Below are 20,644 nucleotides of genomic sequence, written 5' to 3' on the forward strand. Positions count from 1 at the left end.
CTAAATTTCAGACACGGCGTTCGCGCGGTACGGACCACCCCGACACACGCCGGCGTGGAACACCGTTACTGCTTGAGCACGTCCGCCCCGGCCGGCGGGGTGAAGTGGAATGTAGATGCCGGCAGCGAAGGCAGCAGCTGCAACTGGCTGAAGCGGATCAGCGAACGCTGGCCAAAGCTGTCCACAATGTCCAGTGCCGCCAGCTTGCCGCCGGCAAAGCCCACGCGCACCTGGCGCAGCTGGTTGTCGCTGGAGCGGGGCTCGGCCTGCACCCATTCCATGCCGTCGGCATCGGGGGCGTTGCCCAGGTTGAAATCCTTGCGCAGACCGTTCAGGTCGGTGGCCGAGGCCAGGATGGCCGCCGGCGTGCTGGCCAGCGCCTGGCTTTGCGGGCGCTGCGTGACCTGGTTCAGGTCCTTGTCCAGCATCCACAGCGTCTTGCCATCGGCCACGATCACCTGCTCGAACGGCTTGGTGTAGTGGAAGCTGAACCTGCCCGGGCGCTGGAACTGGAACTCGCCACTGCTGGTCTTGGTACGGCCGGGCTGGCCGTCCCGTCCCGGGGAGGTGACCGTCTGGGTGAACTGGGCCTTGCCCGCCTGGGATTCCTTCATGAAGGATTCCAGGCTGCCCATGCCATCGGCCAGGGCCCACAGTGGCAGCACCGACAGTGCCAGGGCGGAAATCATCTTGCGCATGCGCGAACTCCTTGTCGCAATCTCAGGGGCAGCCAACGGCAGCCGCCCTCATTCATCCCCACGGCCAGCCGGCACCAGCACTTCACGCTGGCCGCTGGATGTAAGGGAGCTGACCAGACCGGCCCGCTCCATCTGCTCCAGCAGGTTGGCCGACCGGTTGTAGCCGATGCGCAGTTTGCGCTGCACATAGGAAATGCTGGCCTTGCGGTCTTTCAGCACAATCTCGACGGCCTGGTCGTACATGGGATCCTGCTCGCCATCGCCACCACCTTCTCCGTCACCCCCGCCGCCTTCGTCGGACAGCGAAGACTCCAGCACCCCGTCGATATAGTCGGGCTCGCCCTGCTCCTTCAGGTAGGAGACCACGCGATGCACCTCATCGTCCGACACGAACGCACCGTGCACGCGGATGGGCAGACCGGTACCGCTGGCCATGTAGAGCATGTCGCCCATGCCCAGCAGCGACTCGGCGCCCATCTGGTCCAGCACGGTACGGCTGTCGATCTTGCTGGAGACCTGGAAAGCGATACGCGTCGGGATATTGGCCTTGATCAGGCCGGTGATCACGTCCACGCTGGGGCGCTGGGTGGCCAAAATCAGGTGAATACCAGCGGCACGCGCCTTTTGCGCCAAGCGGGCGATCAACTCTTCGATCTTCTTGCCCACCACCATCATCAGGTCGGCCAGCTCGTCGATCACGATGACGATGTGCGGCAGGCGCTGCAAGGGCTCGGGCGATTCCGGCGTCAGGCTGAACGGGTTGCCAATGATCTCGCCCTTGCTCTTGGCATCATCGATCTTGGTGTTGTAGCCCGCCAGATTGCGCACTCCCAGCTTGGACATCAGCTTGTAGCGGCGCTCCATCTCGGCCACGCACCAGTTCAGGCCGTTGGCCGCCATCTTCATGTCGGTCACCACCGGGCACAGCAGGTGGGGAATGCCTTCGTAGACCGACATTTCCAGCATCTTGGGGTCGATCATCAACAGGCGCACGTCCTTGGCCTCGGCCTTGTAGAGCAGGGACAGAATCATGGCGTTGATACCGACCGACTTGCCCGAGCCGGTGGTACCTGCCACCAGCACATGGGGCATCTTGGCCAGGTCGGCCACCACAGGCTTGCCTTCGATATCCTTGCCCAGGCCCATGGTCAGCAGGCTCTTGGCGTCGTGGTAGACCTGCGAGCCCAGCACTTCCGACAGCCGGATCGACTGGCGCCGCGCATTGGGCAGCTCCAGCGCCATGTAGTTCTTGCCCGGAATGGTCTCGATCACCCGCACCGACACCAGCGACAGCGAGCGCGCCAGATCCTTGGCCAGGTTCACCACCTGCGAACCCTTCACGCCGGTGGCGGGTTCGATCTCGTAGCGCGTGACCACCGGGCCGGGCGTTGCCTGCACCACATGCACTTCCACGCCGAAGTCCTTGAGCTTCTTCTCGATCAGGCGGCTGGTCATCTCCAGCGTGTCGGCGGACACGGTTTCCTGCTTGGCCGGCGGGGCGTCCAGCAAATCCACCTGCGGCAACGCACTATCGGCCATTTCCTTGTCCTCGAACAAGGGCTTCTGGCGTTCCTTGATGACCCGCTCGCTGGGCACCACCGGCGGTGGTGCAGGGGTGTTGATCTGCACCGGCTTGGGCTGGTAGGCCTCTTCGGCACCCAGGTGCACGTCGTCCAGCACGTCCCGGCGCTCCTGTGCGGCCTTGCGGCCGACCGCCACGTCCTTGACCTTTTCGCGGTGCTGCTGGCCGATGCGCACCAGGGTGTCGATGCGCGCGCCCAGGGTCTCTGCCACCGTGCCCCAGGAAAAATGGAACACCAGACCCAGACCCAGAATCATCAGCATGATGCCCAGCAGCCCGGAGCCGGTGAAGCCGAACCAGCCCACACCGGCCTTGCCCAGCAGATAACCCATCACGCCACCGGCATGGCCGGGCAGATGGGTTTCCAGCCGGTACAGGCGCGACCATTCCAGCGCCGTGCTGGCCGCCAGCAGCAGCAGCAGCCCGCCCCAGAACGTGAGGTTGTCCCGCCAGGCATGGCCTTCCAGCGTTTCGCCACGCATCCAGCGGCGCAGCGAACGACCCCAGGCGAACACCGCCGCCAGCACCGCCCACCAGACCGAATAGCCAAAGCCGAAGTACGAGGTATCGGCCAGCCAGGCCCCGAAACGCCCCGCCCAGTTGCGCACGACCACGCCGTTGGCCAGGCCGCTGGTGGACCAGGCCGCATCTTGGGGAGAGTAGGTGCACAGTGCCAGCAGCCAGAAGATCAGCGCCAGCAACGCCACCACCAGGCACACCTCGTGTCCGAAACGAACAATGCCCGCTTTGGGCGGGACTTTTGCAGACGCGGTGTTCAAGGCATTCAGTGAATAAGTCATACGCAAGGCGGGTAGCTTACCGCAGCGCTCCGGGCTCCCCCAGGGTTCCGGCCGCAGGGCAAATGCAAACAGTTGCAACAAAACTTGCACTGCATCAGGCAATGCATGCAGCAACAGCCCGATTCGGCACAGGGCTCTTGCGCTTTCTACAATGCTTGCTTGTTCCGGTCCAGCACCTTGGTAGTGGTGGACCCGGGTTCCAAGGGGCAGCGCCTGCGCGCGGCCCGCTGATTGATTGCGCACATGACCACTCCGACACACGCCCAAGTCCTGATTCTCGGTTCCGGCCCCGCCGGCTACACGGCCGCCGTCTATGCCGCCCGCGCCAACCTCAAGCCGCTGCTGGTGACCGGCATGGCCCAGGGCGGCCAGCTGATGACCACCACCGAAGTGGACAACTGGCCTGCCGACGTGATGGGTGTGCAAGGTCCCGAGCTGATGCAGCGTTTTCTGGAGCATGCCGAGCGCTTCAAGACCCAGATCGTGTTCGACCACATCAGCAAGGTCGATTTCAGCAAGCGCCCCTTCACCCTGACCGGCGACAGCGGCACCTACACCTGCGACAGCCTGATCATCGCCACCGGCGCCTCCGCCAAGTACCTGGGCCTGCCCTCGGAAGAAGCTTTCATGGGCCGCGGCGTGTCGGCCTGCGCCACCTGCGACGGTTTCTTCTACCGTGAGCAGCCCGTGTGCGTGATCGGCGGCGGCAACACCGCCGTGGAAGAAGCGCTGTACCTGTCCAACATTGCCAGCAAGGTCACCCTGGTGCACCGCCGCGACAAGTTCAAGGCCGAGCCCATTCTGGTGGACAAGCTGATGGACAAGGTCAAGGAAGGCAAGATCGAGCTCAAGACCCACTTCACCCTGGATGAAGTGCTGGGCGACCAGTCGGGCGTGAACGGCATCCGCATCAAGAGCACGACGGACGGCCACACCGAAGACATCGCCCTGCAAGGTGCCTTCATTGCCATCGGTCACCACCCCAACACCGACATCTTCCAGGGCCAGCTGGAAATGGAAAACGGCTACATCGTCACCCAGGGCGGCCTCAAAGGCTTTGCCACCCAGACCAGCGTGCCCGGCGTGTTTGCCGCCGGCGACTGCCAGGACCATGTGTACCGCCAGGCCATCACCAGCGCCGGCACCGGCTGCATGGCGGCTCTGGACGCCCAGCGTTTCCTGGAACAGGAATAAGCCCTCCCTGGGAGGCGCAGTGTCCACACCTCCCGTTCCGGGTCGCCTTCACAGCCCCGCATCCAGCCCGCGCCAGCCGGCGCGAAAGCCGCACCGCCCAGGCTTGGGCTCTGCACGGCCCCCCGCCGCGCTGGAGTCCTCCTTCGACGGCGCGGCCAGCGGGATGCAGGTACAGCGCCTCACCGGGGGATTCCAGGCCGCACTCCAGGGCTTTTCCACTTCCTGGCTATAATCCTTGGCTTTGCTGGATATGGGACTTCTGTAACTACAGACTGGGACATGGATAGCAAACGGGTTACCGCCACCCATTACAAACTGGCGAGGTGAGGTTGTCGGCACAACCTGCAGTTGCAGGACCTCAGAGCCGGCAGCCGATTCAACTATCGGAGTGTCCCAATGGCACGCGTATGTGAAGTTACGGGCAAGAAGCCCATGGTGGGCAACAACGTTTCCCACGCCAACAACAAGACCAAGCGTCGTTTCCTGCCCAACCTGCAGTACCGTCGTTTCTGGGTGGAAACCGAGAACCGTTGGGTGCGTCTGCGCGTTTCCAGCGCTGCTCTGCGCCTGATCGACAAGAACGGTATCGACTCCGTGCTCGCAGACATGCGCGCCCGTGGCCAAGCTTAATTTCCTGAAGGAGAAACACCATGGCTGCTAAAGGCGGACGCGACAAGATCAAGCTGGCATCTACGGCTGGCACCGGTCACTTCTACACCACCACCAAGAACAAGAAGACGATGCCTGAAAAGATGTCGATCATGAAGTTCGACCCCAAGGCTCGCAAGCACGTCGAGTACAAGGAAACCAAGCTGAAGTAATTCAGCCTGTTTTCTGCCAAAACCGCCACCGGCATCTGCCCTGGCGGTTTTTTTATTGCCTGTCCCGCTGCGCGCCTATGCACCACGCGGCGCCTGGCCCAGCTGGCGACAGGCCATGCTCCCGAGCAGCTGCATCGCCTTGTCCACCGTGGCATCCACCGGGTGGGTGCAGGCCAGCCGCATGCAGTGCTCATAACGGCCGGAATTGGAAAACATGCTGCCCGGCGCAATGCGTATGCCCTGCGCCAGCGCATCGCCAAACAGCTGGGCGCTGGAAAATCCCTCGGGCAGCTCCAGCCACAGGCACAGGCCTCCGGCCGGCAAGCTCATGCGCGTGCCCACGGGAAAGTGGCGTGCCACCAGCCGGGCCATGGCTTCGCGCTGGGCTTTGAGCTGGGCCTTGAGGCGCTCCAGGCTGCGCTGGTGTGCGGGTGATCCCAGCACTTCGGCCACCACCATCTGACCCAGGGTCTGGGTGTTGCGGCTCTGGGCAAATTTCAGCATCTGTATCCGGCCATGCCATTGGCCGCCATTCATCCAGCCCTGGCGCAGTCCGGGCGCCAAGCTTTTGTTGAAAGCCTGGCAATAGACCACATAGCCGGACACGCTGTCCCAGGCCTTCAGCGGCTTGACCGGCTGGCTGCCTTCGACAAACAGCCCATAGGAATCGTCTTCGATCAGCGCCGCACCGTACTGGGCGCACAGCGCCACCAGCCGCGCCTTGTGCGCATCGGGCATGCGCGTGCCCAGCGGCATCTGCAACTCGGGCACCACCACCACGGCCTTCAGCCGTGGCTGGGTCTGGAACGCCAGCTCCAGCGCCTCGATGGACAGGCCGGTGCGTGGGCTGCAGGGGATTTCCAGCGTCTGCAGCTGCAGCGACTCCACCACCTGCAGCAGGCCGTAGTAGGTGGGCGACTCCACGGCCACCATGTCTCCGGGCCGGGCCACGGCCGCCAGCGCCAGACTCACCGCCTCGGAATTGCCGGTAGTGGCCAGCACATCGGTCGGCGCCACGCGGATGCCCGATGCCAGCGCGCGTCGCGCCATGGCTTGCTGAAAGAGCGGGTGGTTGCCCTGGTTGGCCAGCAGCGAACGCCCCTGCACCAGCAACTGCGGGTGCTCGCGCAGCAGGCGTGCCACCAGCTGGTTCAGGTGCTTGTGGTCAAACAGTGCCGGCGGTGGCGTGCACCCGCCCACATCCAGAAACACCTCGGCCTGGCGGCCACGCTCCAGCAGCAGCGAAATATGTTCGTTGATGCCCACAAAGTGCGCCTGCGCACCGGGCTGCACCGGCTGGCTCAGGTCAGGCTCGCTGGTCAGGTCCAGCGCGCCACTGGCCGGTGTCCGGGCATCGCGCACAAAGTAGCCCACGCGCGGCCGGGCTTCCAGATGGCCCTGGGTCTCCAGATGGCGCAGCAGCTGCAGGGCCGTGGACAGGCTGACCTGGTGGCGGCGCATCAGCTCCCGCACCGATGGCATGCGCTCGCCCACACGCAAGGTGCCCAGGCCCATGGCCTGGGCATAGTCGCCGGCCAGGCGGCGGTACAGGGGAAGGGGGGCAGCAGCAGGGGCCAGGGTCATGGGCCTCGTTCCCGCAGGAACGCCGGTGGAACAAGCAAGGGCGCCATCATGCCCCAGGCATCTGTTCTGCAACAGATACAGATTGACATCCACAACACCAGAACAGCCGTTCTGTCACCTGCACTGCTGCGGTGCACAAAGGTCGAGGCTGTGCCTGTTGCATAAGGGCCCGTCTGCTTACGCTGGAGACACTGTTTCACACGCTCTACAGGCCCTGGCATGCCCATCCTCTCCCCTTCTTCTGCCCCCTCTCCCACATCTTCCACCGCAGCGCAGCCCACACCGCAACTGTTCTGCATCCACCCCGGCCAGGCCCATGCCTTGGTCGTTCCTGCAGGCAGTGAAGTGTTCTGCAGTCATGGCAGCCTGCTGCTGCACAGCGGCCCGCAGGGCCTGGTCGATGGTGCGCCCAGCCTGCAGTGGCAGCTGTCCACCGGCCAACGCTGGCGCGCCCCCTGCCTGCTGTGGTTGCAGGCCAGCAGCCAGGGTGGCACGGCCCGCTTGCAGTGCAGCATGGCGCCCTTGCCCGCGTCGGCAGCGCCTCCTGCCACGCCATGGCAGCGCCTGCGGACATTGCTGCGCTCTGTGGGCGGGCGGCGCACGGCGGCAGGCTGAAGCAAGGCCATGGCCGAGTCGCCCGGTTGCCTATGTGACCGCTGGTGCCATCGGCGCCGCCCTACAATGGCACTGCCGCTTCCTTGGAGCGGCGACGTTCTCAGGGCGGGGCGAAACTCCCCACCGGCGGTATACAGCCTCGGCTGTGAGCCCGCGAGCGCCTGGAAGGCCACGCCTTTCAGGGTCAGCAGATCTGGTGCGATGCCAGAGCCGACGGTCACAGTCCGGATGAAAGAGCAACGTGAAGACCTGTCCCCCAGCCTGGGGCGGCAGCGCATGGGCGTGGCAATCCTTTGCCCGTCGGTGTGCCGGCTGCTGCGGGCTGCCTTGCCTTCGCGCGCCCTGATTCATTTGTTCCATGTCTTTGCAAGACCAACACCATGAATCAGACCACTATCGCCAACGTTTCTTCCTCCCAGGCCACCCGTGCAGCACTGCAGCAGGCCCGCATCGCCATCGTCAGCGCCAATTGGCACAGCGATGTGGTGCACCAGGCCCGCGACGCCGCCGTGCGCCGCCTGACCGCGCTGGGCGCCGCCCCGGCACGCCTGCACCAGGTGGAAGTGCCCGGTGCCTTTGAAATCCCGCTGATGGCGCAGAAGCTGGCCGCTTCCGGCCAGTTTGATGCCGTGATCGGTTGCGCCGTCATCGTCAACGGTGGCATCTACCACCACGAATTTGTCTCCGCCGCCGTGGTGGACGGCCTGATGCGCGTGCAGCTGGACACCGGTGTGCCCGTGTTTTCGGTGGCACTCACCCCGCACAACTTCCAGCCCACGGAAGACCTGCTGGGCTTTTTCCGCAACCACTTTGTCCACAAAGGCGAAGAAGCCGCCGATGCCTGCGCCCAGACCCTGGCCGCCCACGCCGACATCGACGCCCTGCTGACCCAGGCGGTGGCGGCGTAAGCCTGCCGCCCTGAACCGCTGCAACGCCGTGTGCAGGCGCTGCAGCCATCACCCCTGCCCGGCTTCCTGCCGGTGCAGGGATTTTTGATGCCGCACAGCCGGCTGCCCCCACTGCAGCACCTGCCGGATCCATCCGCTGGCGCCAACGGCAGCGGTGATGGCAGTGGACCTTGCGGCAAGCGCCTTGCCAGTGGACCTTGCGGCAAGCGCCTTGCCAGTGCACCCTGCCTCAGCCGCCGGCAGACTGCTTCGGTCCATTGGCAGGGATGCCCACGGCCTGCCATCCCATGCCGGAATCAGATGCGGAGGCGAGCGCCGGATCGGCGGCCTGCGGCAGCAGCGTCAATATCGCAGTCTCAGGCGCAGCATGTCCAGGTGCTGTATGCCGTCCTCGAAAACAGGCTCGGGGTAGTGTCGGACGAAGAAGTCATGGTCAATGCTGGCCACCCGGAAACCATGGCGCTGGTAGAAGGCCAGTTGGTAGCCGAACGTACCGGTACCCACCTCCAACTGGCTGGCGCCAGATGCGCGAAAGCAATCGATGACCGATTGCAGCAGCACCGTGCCGTAACCGGATTGCTGATGCTCAGGCAGCACGGCAATGCTCATCAGCTCGTGCACGCCGGCGCCGCGCGGCTGGACGACGCAAGCTCCCACCACCACGCCATCACGGGAAGCAACAAAGCACCTTGACCCGGCCAGATAGGCACGCACCTTGTCTTCCGACGGGTCCGCCAGCAGCAACAGCGCCAAGGGCGCATCGGTGGAAGGAATCTCCTGGATCAGCAGTGCCATGCCCGTTTTTCCATCACATGTCTGTCTTCGTCTTCACGGGCAGCTGCAGGCCCGGCAAGCCATAGGGGGTGATGCATGGCGCTCAAAGCCCATATTTCTGCTTCTTCGCCAGCACCCTGCGGGCAATCTCCAAGGAGTGCCCCCTATTCGGGTCCAGCGCCATTCTTTCCACTGCGGCCCATTCAAGGTAGTCCGCAATCACCTGTGGCTCATTCGTCCCCATGGCAAGGCTGAAGACGCGAGGCAGGTATGCGTGGTATTCATCCCTGGGCCAGTCCATGGTCGATATACCGATGGGGTCCCATTCGTTCCAGAGCAGATCGTCAATTGCCCGATAAAAATCGATGTGTTCCTGCGGGAGTTTCTGGCCCATTGCCTGTACAACCTGTACTGTATGGAGACATCCGCCCATGGCGGCGGACATGCAGATCCCTATGCATCCATCCCTCGCCATCAAGAGGACCGAGGGAATGATAGCTTGACGGGCACTCCCAGAATCCCGGATCGCAGCCCGCACAGAAGCCAATGGCCACATGCTGCCTCCTGGCCGCCGTGGCATCCCCATCCCTCTCCGTATTCGCCACCCGCGCCCACCGCCTTGCCCAAAGCCGCAGTCCCGTTCCACCCGCGCGACAGCTGGCGGCAGAGCTTGCTCCCAATAATGGGGATCGCATTACAACCACCGGAGACAACAACCATGCGCATCCCCTCCCCCTGTTCCACAGCCTTGCTGGCCTGCGCCGCCATGGCAGCCATCGCCCCGGCTGCACACGCCAGCGAAGTGCGTTCGACCGAAGTGCAAAGCCCCGCCCTGGGTCGCGCCCTGACCTACAACGTCTACCTGCCCACTGGCTATGCCGAAAGCCCCAATGTGCGCTACCCCGTGATGTACCTGCTGCACGGCAATGACGGTGCGCGCAACGACTGGGCCGTCAAAGGCAAGATGCAAAAAACCGTCGATACGCTGGTGGCCAATGGCGACATTCCGCCAGCGATCTATGTGATGCCCGACGCCAACACCAACTGGTACGTGGACCTGAAGGAGAAGATGGAAACCGCCTTTCTCCAGGACCTGATGCCCCATGTGGAGAAGACCTACCGCACCATCAACGCCCGCAATGGCCGGGTGATCGGCGGCCTGTCCATGGGCGGCTACGGTGCACTGCGCATGGTGCTGCAGTACCCCGAAAAATTTCAGGCTGCGGCCCTGCTCTCTCCCGCCATCTACAACCCCGAGCCGCCAGCCGACTCCTCCGCCCGCCACGTCAAGGTATTTGCCGAGCCCAACACCAGCGGCGCCTACAGCAAGACGGTCTGGCAGCAGTACAACTATCCGGTACTGATGGACGCCTTCCTGGCCAAGGGCATCAAGGTGCCCATGTACATCAACTCGGGCGATGACGATGAATTTGCCATCGAGGCCGAAGCCACTCAGCTCTACAGCCAGCTGCGCAAAGCCAAGCAACCGGCCGAGCTGCGCATCGTCAACGGCAAGCACGAATGGATGGTCTGGGAAACCACGCTGGGCGACAGCCTGAAATACGTGTTCAGCACGGTCAGCCGGCCCCAGGTCGGAACGACGAAATAAACCCGGCGCTGGCACGCTCTGCGGCCAGTGGGGATACCCTGCTTCCACCTGCATCCATCACACGCAGGTGGGGCGCTTTGGTGGACGGCCGCCGCAAGGGTCACCACCCCGTGTCAGGGATGGAGCTTGAACATGCGGCGGTACTCCGACGGTGGCACCGCCAGCTTGCCCTGGAAGTGGTGCCGCAGGGCCTGCACGCTGCCAAAGCCCACCAGGGCGGCGATGCGTTCGACGGACAGATGGCTGGACTCCAGCAGGCGCTGCGCTTCGGCAATGCGCTCGGCAATCAGCCACTGGCCGGGGGACTGCCCGGTGGATTCCGTGAAACGCCGCAGAAAAGTGCGCACACTCATCGCCGCCGCGTCCGCCATGCGCTCCACCGTCCATGGGGCCTCCAGCTCTGCACGCACCCGCTCCAGCACGTCCACCATGCGGTGGTGGCGGTCTGCCGGCACCGGCCTTTCAATGAACTGTGCCTGACCGCCGCTGCGGTGCGGCGGCATCACCAGGCGCCGGGCCACCCGGTTGGCGGCTTCCGCGCCGAAATCCTCGCGCACGATGTGCAGCATCAAATCCATGCCGGCGGCACTGCCTGCCGAGGTGTAGATGCGCTCCTCCGCCACGTACAGCACATCGGCATCCACGGCAATGTCGGGGTACAGCGCGCGCAGCTTTTCGCTGTAGCGCCAATGGGTGGTCGCCTTCCTGCCTGACAGCAAGCCGGTGGCCGCCAGCACAAATGCCCCCGAGCAGATGGAAGCCAGGCGCGCTCCGCGCTGCCATGCCCGGCGCAGCGCCGCCGTCAATTCGCCCGGCACCGGGACATCGGCCCCTTTCCAGCCGGCCGCCACAATCAGATCTGCCTGCTCCAGCAACTCCATCCCCGCCGTCGGGGTGACCAGCAGGCCCCCCTGTGCGCGCAACAGCCCGGGCTCGACGCCCGCGCTGGCGAAGCGGTACCACCCGGGTCCCATTTCAGGCCGGCTCAGCCCGAAGATCTCTGCGGCAATGGAAAACTCGAACGTGCACAGCTGGTCGTGCACCAAGGTCACCACCAGAGGGCCTTGGAGTTCCGGGAGCGATGCAGAGGTGGGTGCGGGTGCGGTATGAGTCACACAGTTTGGCGAAAAATTGTCGATCAATGTCTTTTCTGCCAATTGTTGCAGCTTTGGTGGCAGAGCACCATCTCGGCTTCACCACCCAGAAAGCCTGATATGCCCACCGCCGTGACTGCCACTCCCGCCGCGCCCGCTGCACTTGCCGAAGCCCATTTTGCGGCCGCGTTTGCGTTTGAAACCGACTGCTGGGACGTGCATGCCGCACTGTCCGAGGGCGCCGATTTCGTCTTGCTCGATGTGCGCTCGGCCGCCCTTTTTGCCCGGGGCCACATTCCGGGCGCCATCCACCTTCCGCACGGGAAACTGGTCGCCAGCCAACTCGTGCAGTGGCCTGCCGACACCGTGTTTGTGACCTACTGCGCAGGACCCCATTGCAATGGCGCTGCCCGGGGCGCACTGCGTCTGGCCAGACTGGGCCGGCCCGTCAAAATCATGGCCGGAGGCATCACCGGCTGGCAGGATGAAGGCTTTGCCCTGTCCACGTCAGCAGACTGAACGCCAGCGCGCCCGGCGCGCCCGACCAGCCGATAAAAAATCCCCGCCAGCCTTTCAACTGCGGGGATTTTTTTGCCAGCGGTGAACACCGCCGGAGTACAGGGCGGAAGCCGCGCTTACTTGCGTTCCCACACGGCGGCAAAAAAGCCGTCGGTCTGGTGGGCGTGGGGCCACAGGCGCACATACTGCGTGCCGGTGTCGCCGCCAGCGCACAGGGTCGCAGCGTGCTCCACTTTCAGCTTCTCCAGCGTCTGACCGGCATCCAGCGGCACGAAGTCGGGATGCGCTTGCTGGAAGGCTTCGGCAATGCGCTCGTTTTCTTCGGGCAGCACGGAGCAGGTGGCGTAGACCAGGCGGCCGCCGGACTTCACCATGCGCGCAGCGCTGGTCAGGATGGACAGCTGCTTTTCGGTCAGCTCGGCCACCGCATTCTGGTCCTGGCGCCACTTCAGATCGGGGTTGCGGCGCAGGGTGCCCAGGCCGGAGCAAGGCGCATCCACCAGCACGCGATCGATCTTGCCGGCCAGGCGCTTGACGCGTTCGTCGCGCTCATGGGCCAGGGCGGCAGGGTGCACATTCGACAGGCCGCTGCGCGCCAGACGGGGCTTGAGCGCTTCCAAGCGGTGGGCGGACACATCGAACGCGTACAGGCGACCGGTGTTGCGCATCTGCGCGCCAATGGCCAGGGTCTTGCCGCCGGCTCCGGCGCAGAAATCCACCACCATTTCGCCGCGCTTGGCGTCCAGCAGCAGGGCCAGCAGCTGCGAGCCTTCGTCCTGCACCTCGATGCGGCCCTTCACAAAGGCTTCCAGCCGGGTCAGCGCAGGCTTGCTGTCCACGCGCAGCCCCCAGGGGGAGTACGGCGTGGCTTCGGCCTTGATGCCGGCTTCCTTCAGCTCCTTTTGCACCTCGGCGCGCTTGGCGTTCAGGGCGTTGACCCGCAGGTCCAGCGGAGCAGGCTCCAGCATGCTGGCGGCCAGTGCCTCGAACTGGTCGCCCACCTGGGCTTGCAGCGCGTCGGCCATCCACTGGGGCAGGTTGTGGCGGTGCTGGGGCATCAGCTCTGCGGGCTTCACCGCATCGCATTCATCGACCCACTTGATCTCCTGCGGGCTGAGCGCGGCTTTCAGAAAGTCGCGCGGGCCGTGAAAGCCCAGGATGGCCAGACGCCGCTCCTTGGGGCCGCTGCCGTTGCGGGCCAGGGCTTCGAACAGGGTTTTCTTGCGCAACACGGTGTAGGCCGTTTCGGCCAGCGTGCCGCGCTCGCGCGGGCCCAGGTTGCGGTGGTCACGGAAATAGCGGGACACCACGGCATCGGCCGGGTGTTGAAATTGCAGGGTCAGCTTGACCAGTTCGGCGCAAGCGTCCAGAAGGGCTTTGGGGTGCATAGCCTGCATTGTCCCATTGCGGGCTATTCCCAGGTATGGCCGCGGCTTGGCGGCCTGTGGGTGGTAGCACGCCCATCAGCCTACCGGGATCCGCCCACATCGCTTTTTTGCGCCGTGCTTTCCGTGAACGTGCTGCCCAGGCACTAGCATGGCGGCCATGGCACACCCCGAACCCCTTCCCCCTCTGCCGCAGATTCCCGCCGGCCGCTACCGCCACTACAAAGGCAACTTCTACCAGGTGCTGGACGTCGCCCGGCACAGCGAGACGCTGGAGGCCCTGGTGGTGTACCGGCCCCTGTACGGCGAAGGCGCGCTGTGGGTGCGGCCTGCTGCCATGTTCACCGAGACCGTGGTGGTCGATGGCGTGGAGCAACCACGCTTTGCGCACGTGGGCGACGGGGACTGAGCCAGGGCGGCAGCCCGCCTGCGCCCCGCAGGTCTTTGCATGCCTGCAGCCCGTTGGAGATACGCTCGCCGGACGGAAGCGGACACCCGGCGATGACCGCGGCACCCCAGGTATCTCGTCACAGCCTTCCGGCATTCACCATGTACTGCCCTGCGCCTAGGCAGCGCGCGCTTCAGACGAAAAAGTCCACGACCTTGCCCAAGGTCTTCATCCCGCCACTGGTGTAGGCGGCAATGGCCTTGCCGGCCGTGGTCGTGGTATCCACCACGCCGGTCACCCCCGCCACCACGCCATCCACCACGGCGGCGGTCACGTCTTCGACCAGCCCGCTGGCAATGCTGCCCACGCCCCCCGTCTGGGCGGCAAAGGCCGTTCCCGCCACGGCCCCCACCACATCGCCCAGTGAACGCTTCTGGTGCACGGCAGTGCCCAGCTGCAGGGCACCACGCACCGTCTGGATGGCCTGAAGTGCATTCATGTCGTCTTCATTTCTTTTTCATTTCTACACCGCATTTGTATCACAAACATTCCAGAATAAATGGCGCCATACAAAATCCACACAAACTGTCTACATAAAATATACAAAACTCCACAATCAATACCACAGCATCAATCGCAATTTGCATGCACAGCGTCACCTGATAATTTCAAATAACGTACATAACGCATGCCGAAATAATACTTGCCCCTCACATTTGGTATCCAAACTGTTGATTATTTGTATGCGATTTGTAGTTTGGCCTGATTTTCTCCCATTCATCGCCTTATTTAATCAATCAGCACACTCCTAATATTCGCTCATCTTTTCAAGGAGATTGCGATGAGCGACATCACATCTGTTTCAGGCAGCGGCTCCAGTTCTCTCGCTGCGCTGACCAACACCAAGCGCCCCCGCGTGGCGGCAGACACCCAGGAAGCGGGCGAGTCCGACTTTGCCAGCGCCATCTGCTCCTTCAGCAACGAAAGCCTGGCCCTGCTCAGCGAAGCAGGCCACACCGGTCTGGAATGGCTGGAAGCGGGCATCGACAGCACCGTGGAAGGGGTGAGCGATCTGGGAGACGGCATTGCCGGGCTGGCAGAAGACGGCCTGGACGCCATCGTGAGCCTGGCCCAGACCGTGGAGTCCACCGCGTCCAGCGTCGCCAACTCCCTGGGCTCGGCGGCCACCAGCGTGGCCCAGTCGGTGGAATCGACGGCGTCCGGCGTGGCCGATCTCTGGGATGACACCGTGGAGATGGCTTCCACCGTGGCAGGCGCGGTGACCGACGGCGCCGAAACGGTGCTGGATGTCGTGGGCTCCGGCTCGCGCAACGTGGCTTCCTATGTGGCCCTGGGCAATTCGGCGGTACGCGCCCTTCTCAACGAACTGGTCTGAACACAGACTGCAGGACGCCCCATCATGCGAATCCCTACCCCTCTGCTCACCACCCTGGGCATTGCAGCCTGCGCACTGCAAACCGGCTGCGCCATCATCACCGTCGAACCCTTGTGGGAACTGACCAAGGCCGCCGCCGTCGTCGCCAACAGCGCTGTGGCGCTGTCGCCCCCCTCGGCATCCAACACGCTCTACAACCTGCGCACCCCGCTGAACAGCGTGTGCATTGAGTACAACCCCCAGACGCAGGTGCCCGACCTGGTGCCGGCCCTGCAGGCCGAACTGCAGAAGCACGGCATCGACAGCAAGGTGTATGACACCGCCCCCGCGGCACGCCTGTGCAATGTCTGGCTGGAGTACACCGCCTACTTCGACTGGGGCCGCCCGCCCTTCACGGGGGACTTCCGCCCGTATGTGACCTCGGTGCAACTGGCCCTGCGCTCCAAGGAAGGCGAGCTGATCTCCAGCAGCCAGTTCCAGCTGGACCCCTATCTGTCACGCGGCCAGTGGACCAGCACCCGCACCAAGGTCAGCCCGGTCGTGACCGCCCTGGTCACCGGCTACCAAGACTGATTCCCCTTTTTTCCGATTTCGCAGGAGATTCCGATGCCCATGCCTTTCCGCCCATTGTTCCTGGCCTCTGCCGCCTTGTGCGCAGGCATGCTGACCGGCTGCGTGACGCGCGACCCCTCCATCGTCAACAGCCCGGTTGCCGTGGCCGCCATGCCGCGCATGGCCAATATCGAGCGCGTCAACACCGGCAGCCTTTTCAACAACAACACCTTCACCAGCCCATTCAACGGCCGTGCCCGGCCGCGCAATGTCGGGGATTCGCTGAAGATCGAGATCGCCGAGTCCATGAGCGCCACCAGCAAGGCCAAGACCGACGCCAGCCGCCAGAACGCCATGGCCAACAAGGGCCCAGGCAGCAATTCGGGTACCGGCTTTCTGGGCTCCATCCTGAATCTGGACGCCCAGGCCTCCGGCAGCGATTCCTTCAGCGGTGACGGCAGCTCCAGCAATTCCAGCAACTTCACCGGACAGATTGCGGCCTCGGTCATCAACGTGCTGCCCAATGGCCACCTGGTGGTGGCGGGCGAGCGCAGCATCGCCATGAACGGCGACGCCAAGACCCTGCGCTTCTCCGGTGTCGTCGACCCACGCGACTTCCGTCCCCAGAACATCGTGGCCTCGTCCGACGTCATCAACGCCAAGATGGAAGTGGTCGGTCGGGGCGATGTCTCGGAAGCCGGTCAACGCACCTGGCTGCAGCGGGTACTCACCAACACCCTGGCCATCTGGTAATCGCCACGCGGTTTTTCCCTGCCGGCGTCCCCTTTTTTTGACCCGCAGCAGTGCCGGATGCTGCACCTGTCTTTGCAAGGAGATCACCATGCCCACCCCATTCAAGACTGCACTGGCCATCGCCTCCTGTGTGGCCAGTTGCCTGCCCAGCCTGGGGCGCGCCGCCGAAGCGGAGCCTGCCCTGATCGGCGCGTCCGCCCAGGTGGCGGGGCAGCAGCTGCAGCTCAACGGCGCAGGCATCAGCAAGCGCCTGCTCTTCAAGGTCTACACGGTGGGTCTGTACCTGCGTGACCAGCGACGCACCACCGAAGCCGTGCTCTCCAGCGATGGTCCGCGCCGCCTGGTGATCCGGCTGATGCGCGACATCTCGGCCAAGGAGTTCGAGGAAGCCGTGCTGGACAAGCTGGCCAAGGACATCGCCCAGATGGATGCCCGCGTGGCCGAGCAGATGAACGGCCTGAGCCAGGCCCTGGCGCACCTGCCGTCCGGGCTGCGCAGCGGCGACCTGCTGACCCTGGACTGGATTCCGGGAACCGGCACGGTGGTGGAGCACAACCGCCGCCGCGTGGTGCAACCGATGCAGGACATTGCCTTCTACAACACCTTGCTCAACTTCTGGCTGGGCGAGCAGGCGGACGATCCGCAGCTCAAGACCGCCCTGCTAGGCCTGAGCTGAGACCAAGAAGACGCTCCGCCAACCTGGTCAGCGCTGCCAGACCGGATGGCCCTGGACGTGCTGCACCTCCAGCACATAGCCCACGCCGCGCACGGTCTTGAGCAGCGTGGGCGAACGGGGATCGTCGCCGAGCTTGCTGCGCAGGCGCGATACCAGCAGGTCGATGCTGCGCTCGAACGCCGCCATCGTGCGCCCATGGGCTTGCTCCATCAGCTTGTCCCGGCTGCAGACCCGCCGGGGGGTGCGCAGAAAAGTGCACAGCAAGCGCAGCTCGGCCCCCGACAGCGGCACCACCACCCCGTCGGGCGACACCAGGTGGCGCTCCATGGTGAAGAGCTGCCAGCCATCGAACTGCACCACCTCGAGCAGATCCGGGGGCAAGGTCACCGGCTTGATCGCCGCAGCCACCGCGGCGGCCGAGTTTCGCAGCACGTTCTGGATGCGTGCCACCAGTTCACGGGGCTCGAAGGGCTTGCCCATGTAATCGTTGGCCCCCAGCTCCAGCCCCAGCACACAGTCAAAGGGGTTGGAGCGGGCGGTCAGCATGATGATGGGCAACTGGGAGTGCGAGCGCAGCTCCTTGGCCAGCCGGATTCCGTCCACGCCCGGCAGCATGACATCCAGCACCACCAGGTCGATGGGCTGGGCAGCCAGCTGGGCACGCATGGAATCTCCGTCGCAGGCCGCATAAGTGGCATAACCGAAACGGGTGAGATATTGCGTGAGTAATGCGGTGATTTCCTCGTCGTCATCCACCACCAGAATATGGTGCATAGGCAAACCGTGCTGAGTCAAAATAATTGTGGTCGTTTTGACTGCGAGTGTAGGCACCCCTCGGCACTTGCGGTGAAAACTTAAGCAGTTTTTTTATACTTTTTTCACTCTTTACGTACGCAACCACGTACATAAGGACCGCAAGACACCTACAAAGCCCGTTTTTTGTAGGCGGACTGAAACAATATGTCACTTCTGCTATTTACGCGGTGGCAGCCGGACGAAAACTGGCGCCGATTTTCGGCACCCATCTTTTAGCCACCAGATAATGCAGCAAGGCTTATTTTCCACATGCCCCCTGAATATGCCAGCCGGCCTGAAAAACACAAGCGGCGGCATACACAGCGCGCCAACCGTGGATATTCCCGCCTGCACGCAGCTACGACAGAAGCAGCTGCAGAAGCGGGCGCATCACGGCTACGGCTGGCTGTAGGGCAGCTCCAGCACGGCGCACAGGCCGCCGTCGTGGGCGTTGTGCAGGCGCAGTTCGCCATGGTGGCGCAGCGCAATATCGCGCGCAATCGACAGGCCCAACCCCACCCCGCCGTGGTGGCGGTGGCGCGATGCTTCCATGCGCACAAAAGGCTGCATCACCTGCCGCAGCGCCGCATCGGGCAGGCCGGGGCCATGGTCGCGCACGGTGATGCGCACGCCCAGCGGGCTTTCTTCCAGCAACACCTCGGCCCCGCCGCCGTAGCGCAGCGCATTGGCAATCAGATTGTCCACACAGCGGCGCAGTGGCCCGATCTGGGCCTGGATGATCCCGGCCGTTCCCCGCAGCGGGATGTGCACCCCCGTCAATTCATGGTCGTCCACCACGCTTTCCAGCAAGGCCTGCACCTGCACGCGCACCATGGGCGTGGCCTGGGCCTGGCCGCGCAGATAGTCCAGCGTGTCCTGGATCATGGCGTCCATCTCGGCAATGTCGCGCTGGAATTCGAGGTTGGTGTGATGGTCGTCCAGCAGCTCGGCACGCAGGCGCAGCCGGGTCAGCGGCGTGCGCAGATCGTGCGAGACAGCCGCCACCAGTCGGTCACGGTCCTGCAGCTGCTGGCGGATGCGGTCCTGCATCTGATTGAACACACGGCTGGCCTCGCGGCATTCCACGGTGCCCGTCTCGGGCAGCGGGGGGCGGTTGATATTGCCCCCCAGCTCCCGCGCCGCCGCCGCCAGGCGCAGCATGGGAGTGGCCAGCCAACGCGCGCCGAACCAGGTTGCGATCAGCAGCGCCGACAGGCGGAAGCCCACGTCCAGCACAAAGGCCCACAGCGAACGCTGGGGTTCTTTTTGCGGCGGCAACGGTCGCCCTTCCGGCTGCAACTGCAGCGGCAGTCCACGGCGCACCACATAGGATTTCTCGTTGGTCACGGTGATGGGGTTGCTCAGGGTCTCGCCCTGGACCTGCTGCGGCGGCATCGGCGGCTGTGGCGGGGGCGGCGGAGGCCCGCGCAGCTCGAACATCAGCGACAGCGCCAGCAGATGGCTGGCCACCACCACCACGGCCAGCAGGCAGGCCAGCCGGCCGAACAGCGTATCCGGCCCGCGCCGCAGCCGCTGCAGCAGCCTGCGCAGCCGGTCAGCCCAGCCCAGTGCCGGTGGCGCCACGCTGGGCGCGGCGGCAGGCCCCAGCCCGTCAGCGGCAGGTGCAGTCACCGGACTCATGCCACGCAGGCCTGGATATGGCGGGCGTCCAGCATGTAGCCAGCCCCCCGCACGGTCTTGATCAGCGAAGGCCCGTCCTCACCCAGCTTGTGGCGCAGGCGCGAGATCAGCAGGTCCACGCTGCGGTCCAGGCTGTCCATGCTGCGCCCCCGGGCCTGCTCCAGCAGTTGCTCGCGGCTAAAGACACGGCGTGGCGCTTCCAGCAAGGTGCACAGCAGACGGTATTCCGCATACGACAGCGGCACCACCGTGCCCTGCGGATCCACCACCTGGCGCTCCAGGCGCTGCAAGGTCCAGGCATCGAAACGCACATTCGCGGCCTGGCTGGTATCGGCCTGGGCCGTGGCCTGGCGGCGCATCACACTGTGGATGCGGGCCACCAGTTCGCGCGGCTCGAAGGGCTTGCCCATGTAATCGTCGGCGCCCAGCTCCAGCCCCACCACGCAGTCATAGGATTCGGCACGCGCGGTCAGCATGATGATGGGCATCTGCGACTGCTGGCGCAGCAAGCGGGCCAAGGTCAGGCCATCGACACCGGGCAGCATCACGTCCATCACCACCAGATCGATGGCATGGGCCTTGAGCTGGCTGTGCATGCTGGCGCCATCGCTGGCCACATGCACTTCAAAGCCAAAACGCTCCATGTATTGGCTGAGCAGCGTCGTAATCTCTTCATCGTCATCCACCACCAAGATTCGGTACATCGCGTGCTCACTCCTTGCATTTCCGCGTCAACAGGAGGCCAGTGTAAGGACGTGCTTCGCTTGGTATGGGAGGAAAGAAAGGATGCCCCATAGACAGTTCAGGGGCTTACAACGCGCTTTGTAGCGACTGCCGTACAAACAGGACAACAACGGTTT

Annotated in this window: 23 protein-coding genes and 1 riboswitch; of the genes, 12 read left to right on the forward strand and 11 right to left on the reverse strand. The window is 64.4% G+C overall.

What is annotated here, in order from left to right; genetic code table 11:
• Nucleotides 1–65: 65 nt before the first annotated feature.
• Together lolA and KW830_RS08705 are read right to left on the reverse strand one after the other, a co-directional pair.
• Complete coding sequence (gene lolA / locus KW830_RS08700) at nt 66–698, reverse strand: outer membrane lipoprotein chaperone LolA (RefSeq protein WP_066539707.1); 633 nt, start codon at nt 696–698, stop codon at nt 66–68.
• Nucleotides 699–746: 48 nt separating this feature from the next.
• The gene (locus KW830_RS08705; protein ID WP_218332859.1) at nt 747–3,080 is read right to left on the reverse strand and encodes a DNA translocase FtsK; all 2,334 of its coding nucleotides are present in this window, start codon (nt 3,078–3,080) and stop codon (nt 747–749) included.
• A 243-nt stretch (nt 3,081–3,323) separates the two neighbouring features.
• Between KW830_RS08705 and trxB the strand changes: the two genes are divergently transcribed.
• The 3 genes from trxB (at nt 3,324) to rpmG (ending at nt 5,095) form a co-directional block, all read left to right on the forward strand.
• Nucleotides 3,324–4,274 carry a thioredoxin-disulfide reductase gene (gene trxB / locus KW830_RS08710; RefSeq protein WP_066539713.1) on the forward strand — a complete coding sequence of 317 codons (951 nt, stop codon included), beginning with the start codon at nt 3,324–3,326 and terminating at the stop codon, nt 4,272–4,274.
• Nucleotides 4,275–4,670: 396 nt separating this feature from the next.
• The gene (gene rpmB / locus KW830_RS08715; RefSeq protein WP_066539714.1) at nt 4,671–4,904 is read left to right on the forward strand and encodes a 50S ribosomal protein L28; all 234 of its coding nucleotides are present in this window, start codon (nt 4,671–4,673) and stop codon (nt 4,902–4,904) included.
• 20 nt (nt 4,905–4,924) lie between these two features.
• Entirely contained in the window at nt 4,925–5,095 is a 171-nt protein-coding gene (rpmG, locus tag KW830_RS08720) for a 50S ribosomal protein L33 (protein ID WP_066539717.1), read from the forward strand.
• Nucleotides 5,096–5,170: 75 nt separating this feature from the next.
• Here the strand turns inward: rpmG and KW830_RS08725 are convergent, their stop codons facing one another.
• Entirely contained in the window at nt 5,171–6,679 is a 1,509-nt protein-coding gene (locus KW830_RS08725) for a PLP-dependent aminotransferase family protein (protein WP_218332860.1), read from the reverse strand.
• A gap of 219 nt (nt 6,680–6,898) precedes the next feature.
• Between KW830_RS08725 and KW830_RS08730 the strand changes: the two genes are divergently transcribed.
• Entirely contained in the window at nt 6,899–7,294 is a 396-nt protein-coding gene (locus KW830_RS08730) for a hypothetical protein (RefSeq protein ID WP_218332861.1), read from the forward strand.
• Nucleotides 7,295–7,386: 92 nt separating this feature from the next.
• A riboswitch (FMN riboswitch) is annotated at nt 7,387–7,539 on the forward strand.
• 135 nt (nt 7,540–7,674) lie between these two features.
• Complete coding sequence (locus tag KW830_RS08735; protein ID WP_218332862.1) at nt 7,675–8,202, forward strand: 6,7-dimethyl-8-ribityllumazine synthase; 528 nt, start codon at nt 7,675–7,677, stop codon at nt 8,200–8,202.
• Between the two features lie 342 nt (nt 8,203–8,544).
• On the opposite strand, the gene KW830_RS08740 is transcribed toward KW830_RS08735, so the two are convergent.
• Nucleotides 8,545–8,997 (reverse strand): GNAT family N-acetyltransferase, encoded by a 453-nt coding sequence (locus KW830_RS08740; RefSeq protein ID WP_218332863.1) that lies wholly within the window; start codon nt 8,995–8,997, stop codon nt 8,545–8,547.
• Nucleotides 8,998–9,079: 82 nt separating this feature from the next.
• A complete protein-coding gene (locus tag KW830_RS08745; protein WP_218332864.1) occupies nt 9,080–9,421 on the reverse strand; it encodes a hypothetical protein in 342 nt (113 codons plus the stop codon).
• A gap of 273 nt (nt 9,422–9,694) precedes the next feature.
• Here KW830_RS08745 and KW830_RS08750 point away from each other — a divergent pair, with 273 nt between their 5' ends.
• On the forward strand, nt 9,695–10,585 hold the full coding sequence (locus KW830_RS08750; RefSeq protein WP_255578237.1) for an esterase family protein: 891 nt from the start codon (nt 9,695–9,697) through the stop codon (nt 10,583–10,585).
• A 113-nt stretch (nt 10,586–10,698) separates the two neighbouring features.
• Here KW830_RS08750 and ftrA read toward each other — a convergent pair whose 3' ends face one another.
• Nucleotides 10,699–11,700: a transcriptional regulator FtrA gene (gene ftrA / locus KW830_RS08755; protein WP_218332865.1), complete on the reverse strand. Its 1,002-nt coding sequence runs from the start codon at nt 11,698–11,700 to the stop codon at nt 10,699–10,701.
• Between the two features lie 99 nt (nt 11,701–11,799).
• On the opposite strand from ftrA, the gene KW830_RS08760 reads away from it, so the two are divergent.
• Nucleotides 11,800–12,198, forward strand: coding sequence for a rhodanese-like domain-containing protein (locus tag KW830_RS08760; RefSeq protein WP_218333159.1), 399 nt, complete (start codon nt 11,800–11,802; stop codon nt 12,196–12,198).
• Between the two features lie 116 nt (nt 12,199–12,314).
• Here the strand turns inward: KW830_RS08760 and KW830_RS08765 are convergent, their stop codons facing one another.
• On the reverse strand, nt 12,315–13,586 hold the full coding sequence (locus KW830_RS08765) for an RsmB/NOP family class I SAM-dependent RNA methyltransferase (protein WP_218332866.1): 1,272 nt from the start codon (nt 13,584–13,586) through the stop codon (nt 12,315–12,317).
• Nucleotides 13,587–13,743: 157 nt separating this feature from the next.
• Between KW830_RS08765 and KW830_RS08770 the strand changes: the two genes are divergently transcribed.
• Nucleotides 13,744–13,992 carry a DUF1653 domain-containing protein gene (locus tag KW830_RS08770; RefSeq protein ID WP_066539871.1) on the forward strand — a complete coding sequence of 83 codons (249 nt, stop codon included), beginning with the start codon at nt 13,744–13,746 and terminating at the stop codon, nt 13,990–13,992.
• A 172-nt stretch (nt 13,993–14,164) separates the two neighbouring features.
• On the opposite strand, the gene KW830_RS08775 is transcribed toward KW830_RS08770, so the two are convergent.
• Nucleotides 14,165–14,470, reverse strand: coding sequence for a hypothetical protein (locus KW830_RS08775; RefSeq protein WP_218332867.1), 306 nt, complete (start codon nt 14,468–14,470; stop codon nt 14,165–14,167).
• A gap of 342 nt (nt 14,471–14,812) precedes the next feature.
• Between KW830_RS08775 and KW830_RS08780 the strand changes: the two genes are divergently transcribed.
• The 4 genes from KW830_RS08780 to KW830_RS08795 all read left to right on the forward strand — a co-directional run bounded on the left by KW830_RS08780 (nt 14,813) and on the right by KW830_RS08795 (nt 17,348).
• Nucleotides 14,813–15,367 carry a hypothetical protein gene (locus KW830_RS08780; protein WP_066539760.1) on the forward strand — a complete coding sequence of 185 codons (555 nt, stop codon included), beginning with the start codon at nt 14,813–14,815 and terminating at the stop codon, nt 15,365–15,367.
• A gap of 24 nt (nt 15,368–15,391) precedes the next feature.
• Nucleotides 15,392–15,940, forward strand: coding sequence for a hypothetical protein (locus tag KW830_RS08785; protein ID WP_066539763.1), 549 nt, complete (start codon nt 15,392–15,394; stop codon nt 15,938–15,940).
• 33 nt (nt 15,941–15,973) lie between these two features.
• Complete coding sequence (locus tag KW830_RS08790; RefSeq protein WP_066539772.1) at nt 15,974–16,672, forward strand: flagellar basal body L-ring protein FlgH; 699 nt, start codon at nt 15,974–15,976, stop codon at nt 16,670–16,672.
• Between the two features lie 88 nt (nt 16,673–16,760).
• Nucleotides 16,761–17,348 carry a chalcone isomerase family protein gene (locus KW830_RS08795; RefSeq protein WP_218332868.1) on the forward strand — a complete coding sequence of 196 codons (588 nt, stop codon included), beginning with the start codon at nt 16,761–16,763 and terminating at the stop codon, nt 17,346–17,348.
• Between the two features lie 27 nt (nt 17,349–17,375).
• Here KW830_RS08795 and KW830_RS08800 read toward each other — a convergent pair whose 3' ends face one another.
• The 3 genes from KW830_RS08800 to KW830_RS08810 form a co-directional block, all read right to left on the reverse strand.
• Complete coding sequence (locus KW830_RS08800) at nt 17,376–18,122, reverse strand: response regulator (RefSeq protein ID WP_066539778.1); 747 nt, start codon at nt 18,120–18,122, stop codon at nt 17,376–17,378.
• Nucleotides 18,123–18,539: 417 nt separating this feature from the next.
• Complete coding sequence (locus KW830_RS08805) at nt 18,540–19,784, reverse strand: ATP-binding protein (protein ID WP_218332869.1); 1,245 nt, start codon at nt 19,782–19,784, stop codon at nt 18,540–18,542.
• The gene (locus KW830_RS08810; RefSeq protein ID WP_218332870.1) at nt 19,781–20,488 is read right to left on the reverse strand and encodes a response regulator; all 708 of its coding nucleotides are present in this window, start codon (nt 20,486–20,488) and stop codon (nt 19,781–19,783) included. Before KW830_RS08810 ends, KW830_RS08805 begins: the two co-directional genes overlap by 4 nt.
• Between the last annotated feature and the right edge of the window lie 156 nt (nt 20,489–20,644).

Source organism: Comamonas sp. CMM03 (genome assembly GCF_019218715.1).
Lineage (GTDB): Bacteria > Pseudomonadota > Gammaproteobacteria > Burkholderiales > Burkholderiaceae_C > Comamonas > Comamonas terrigena.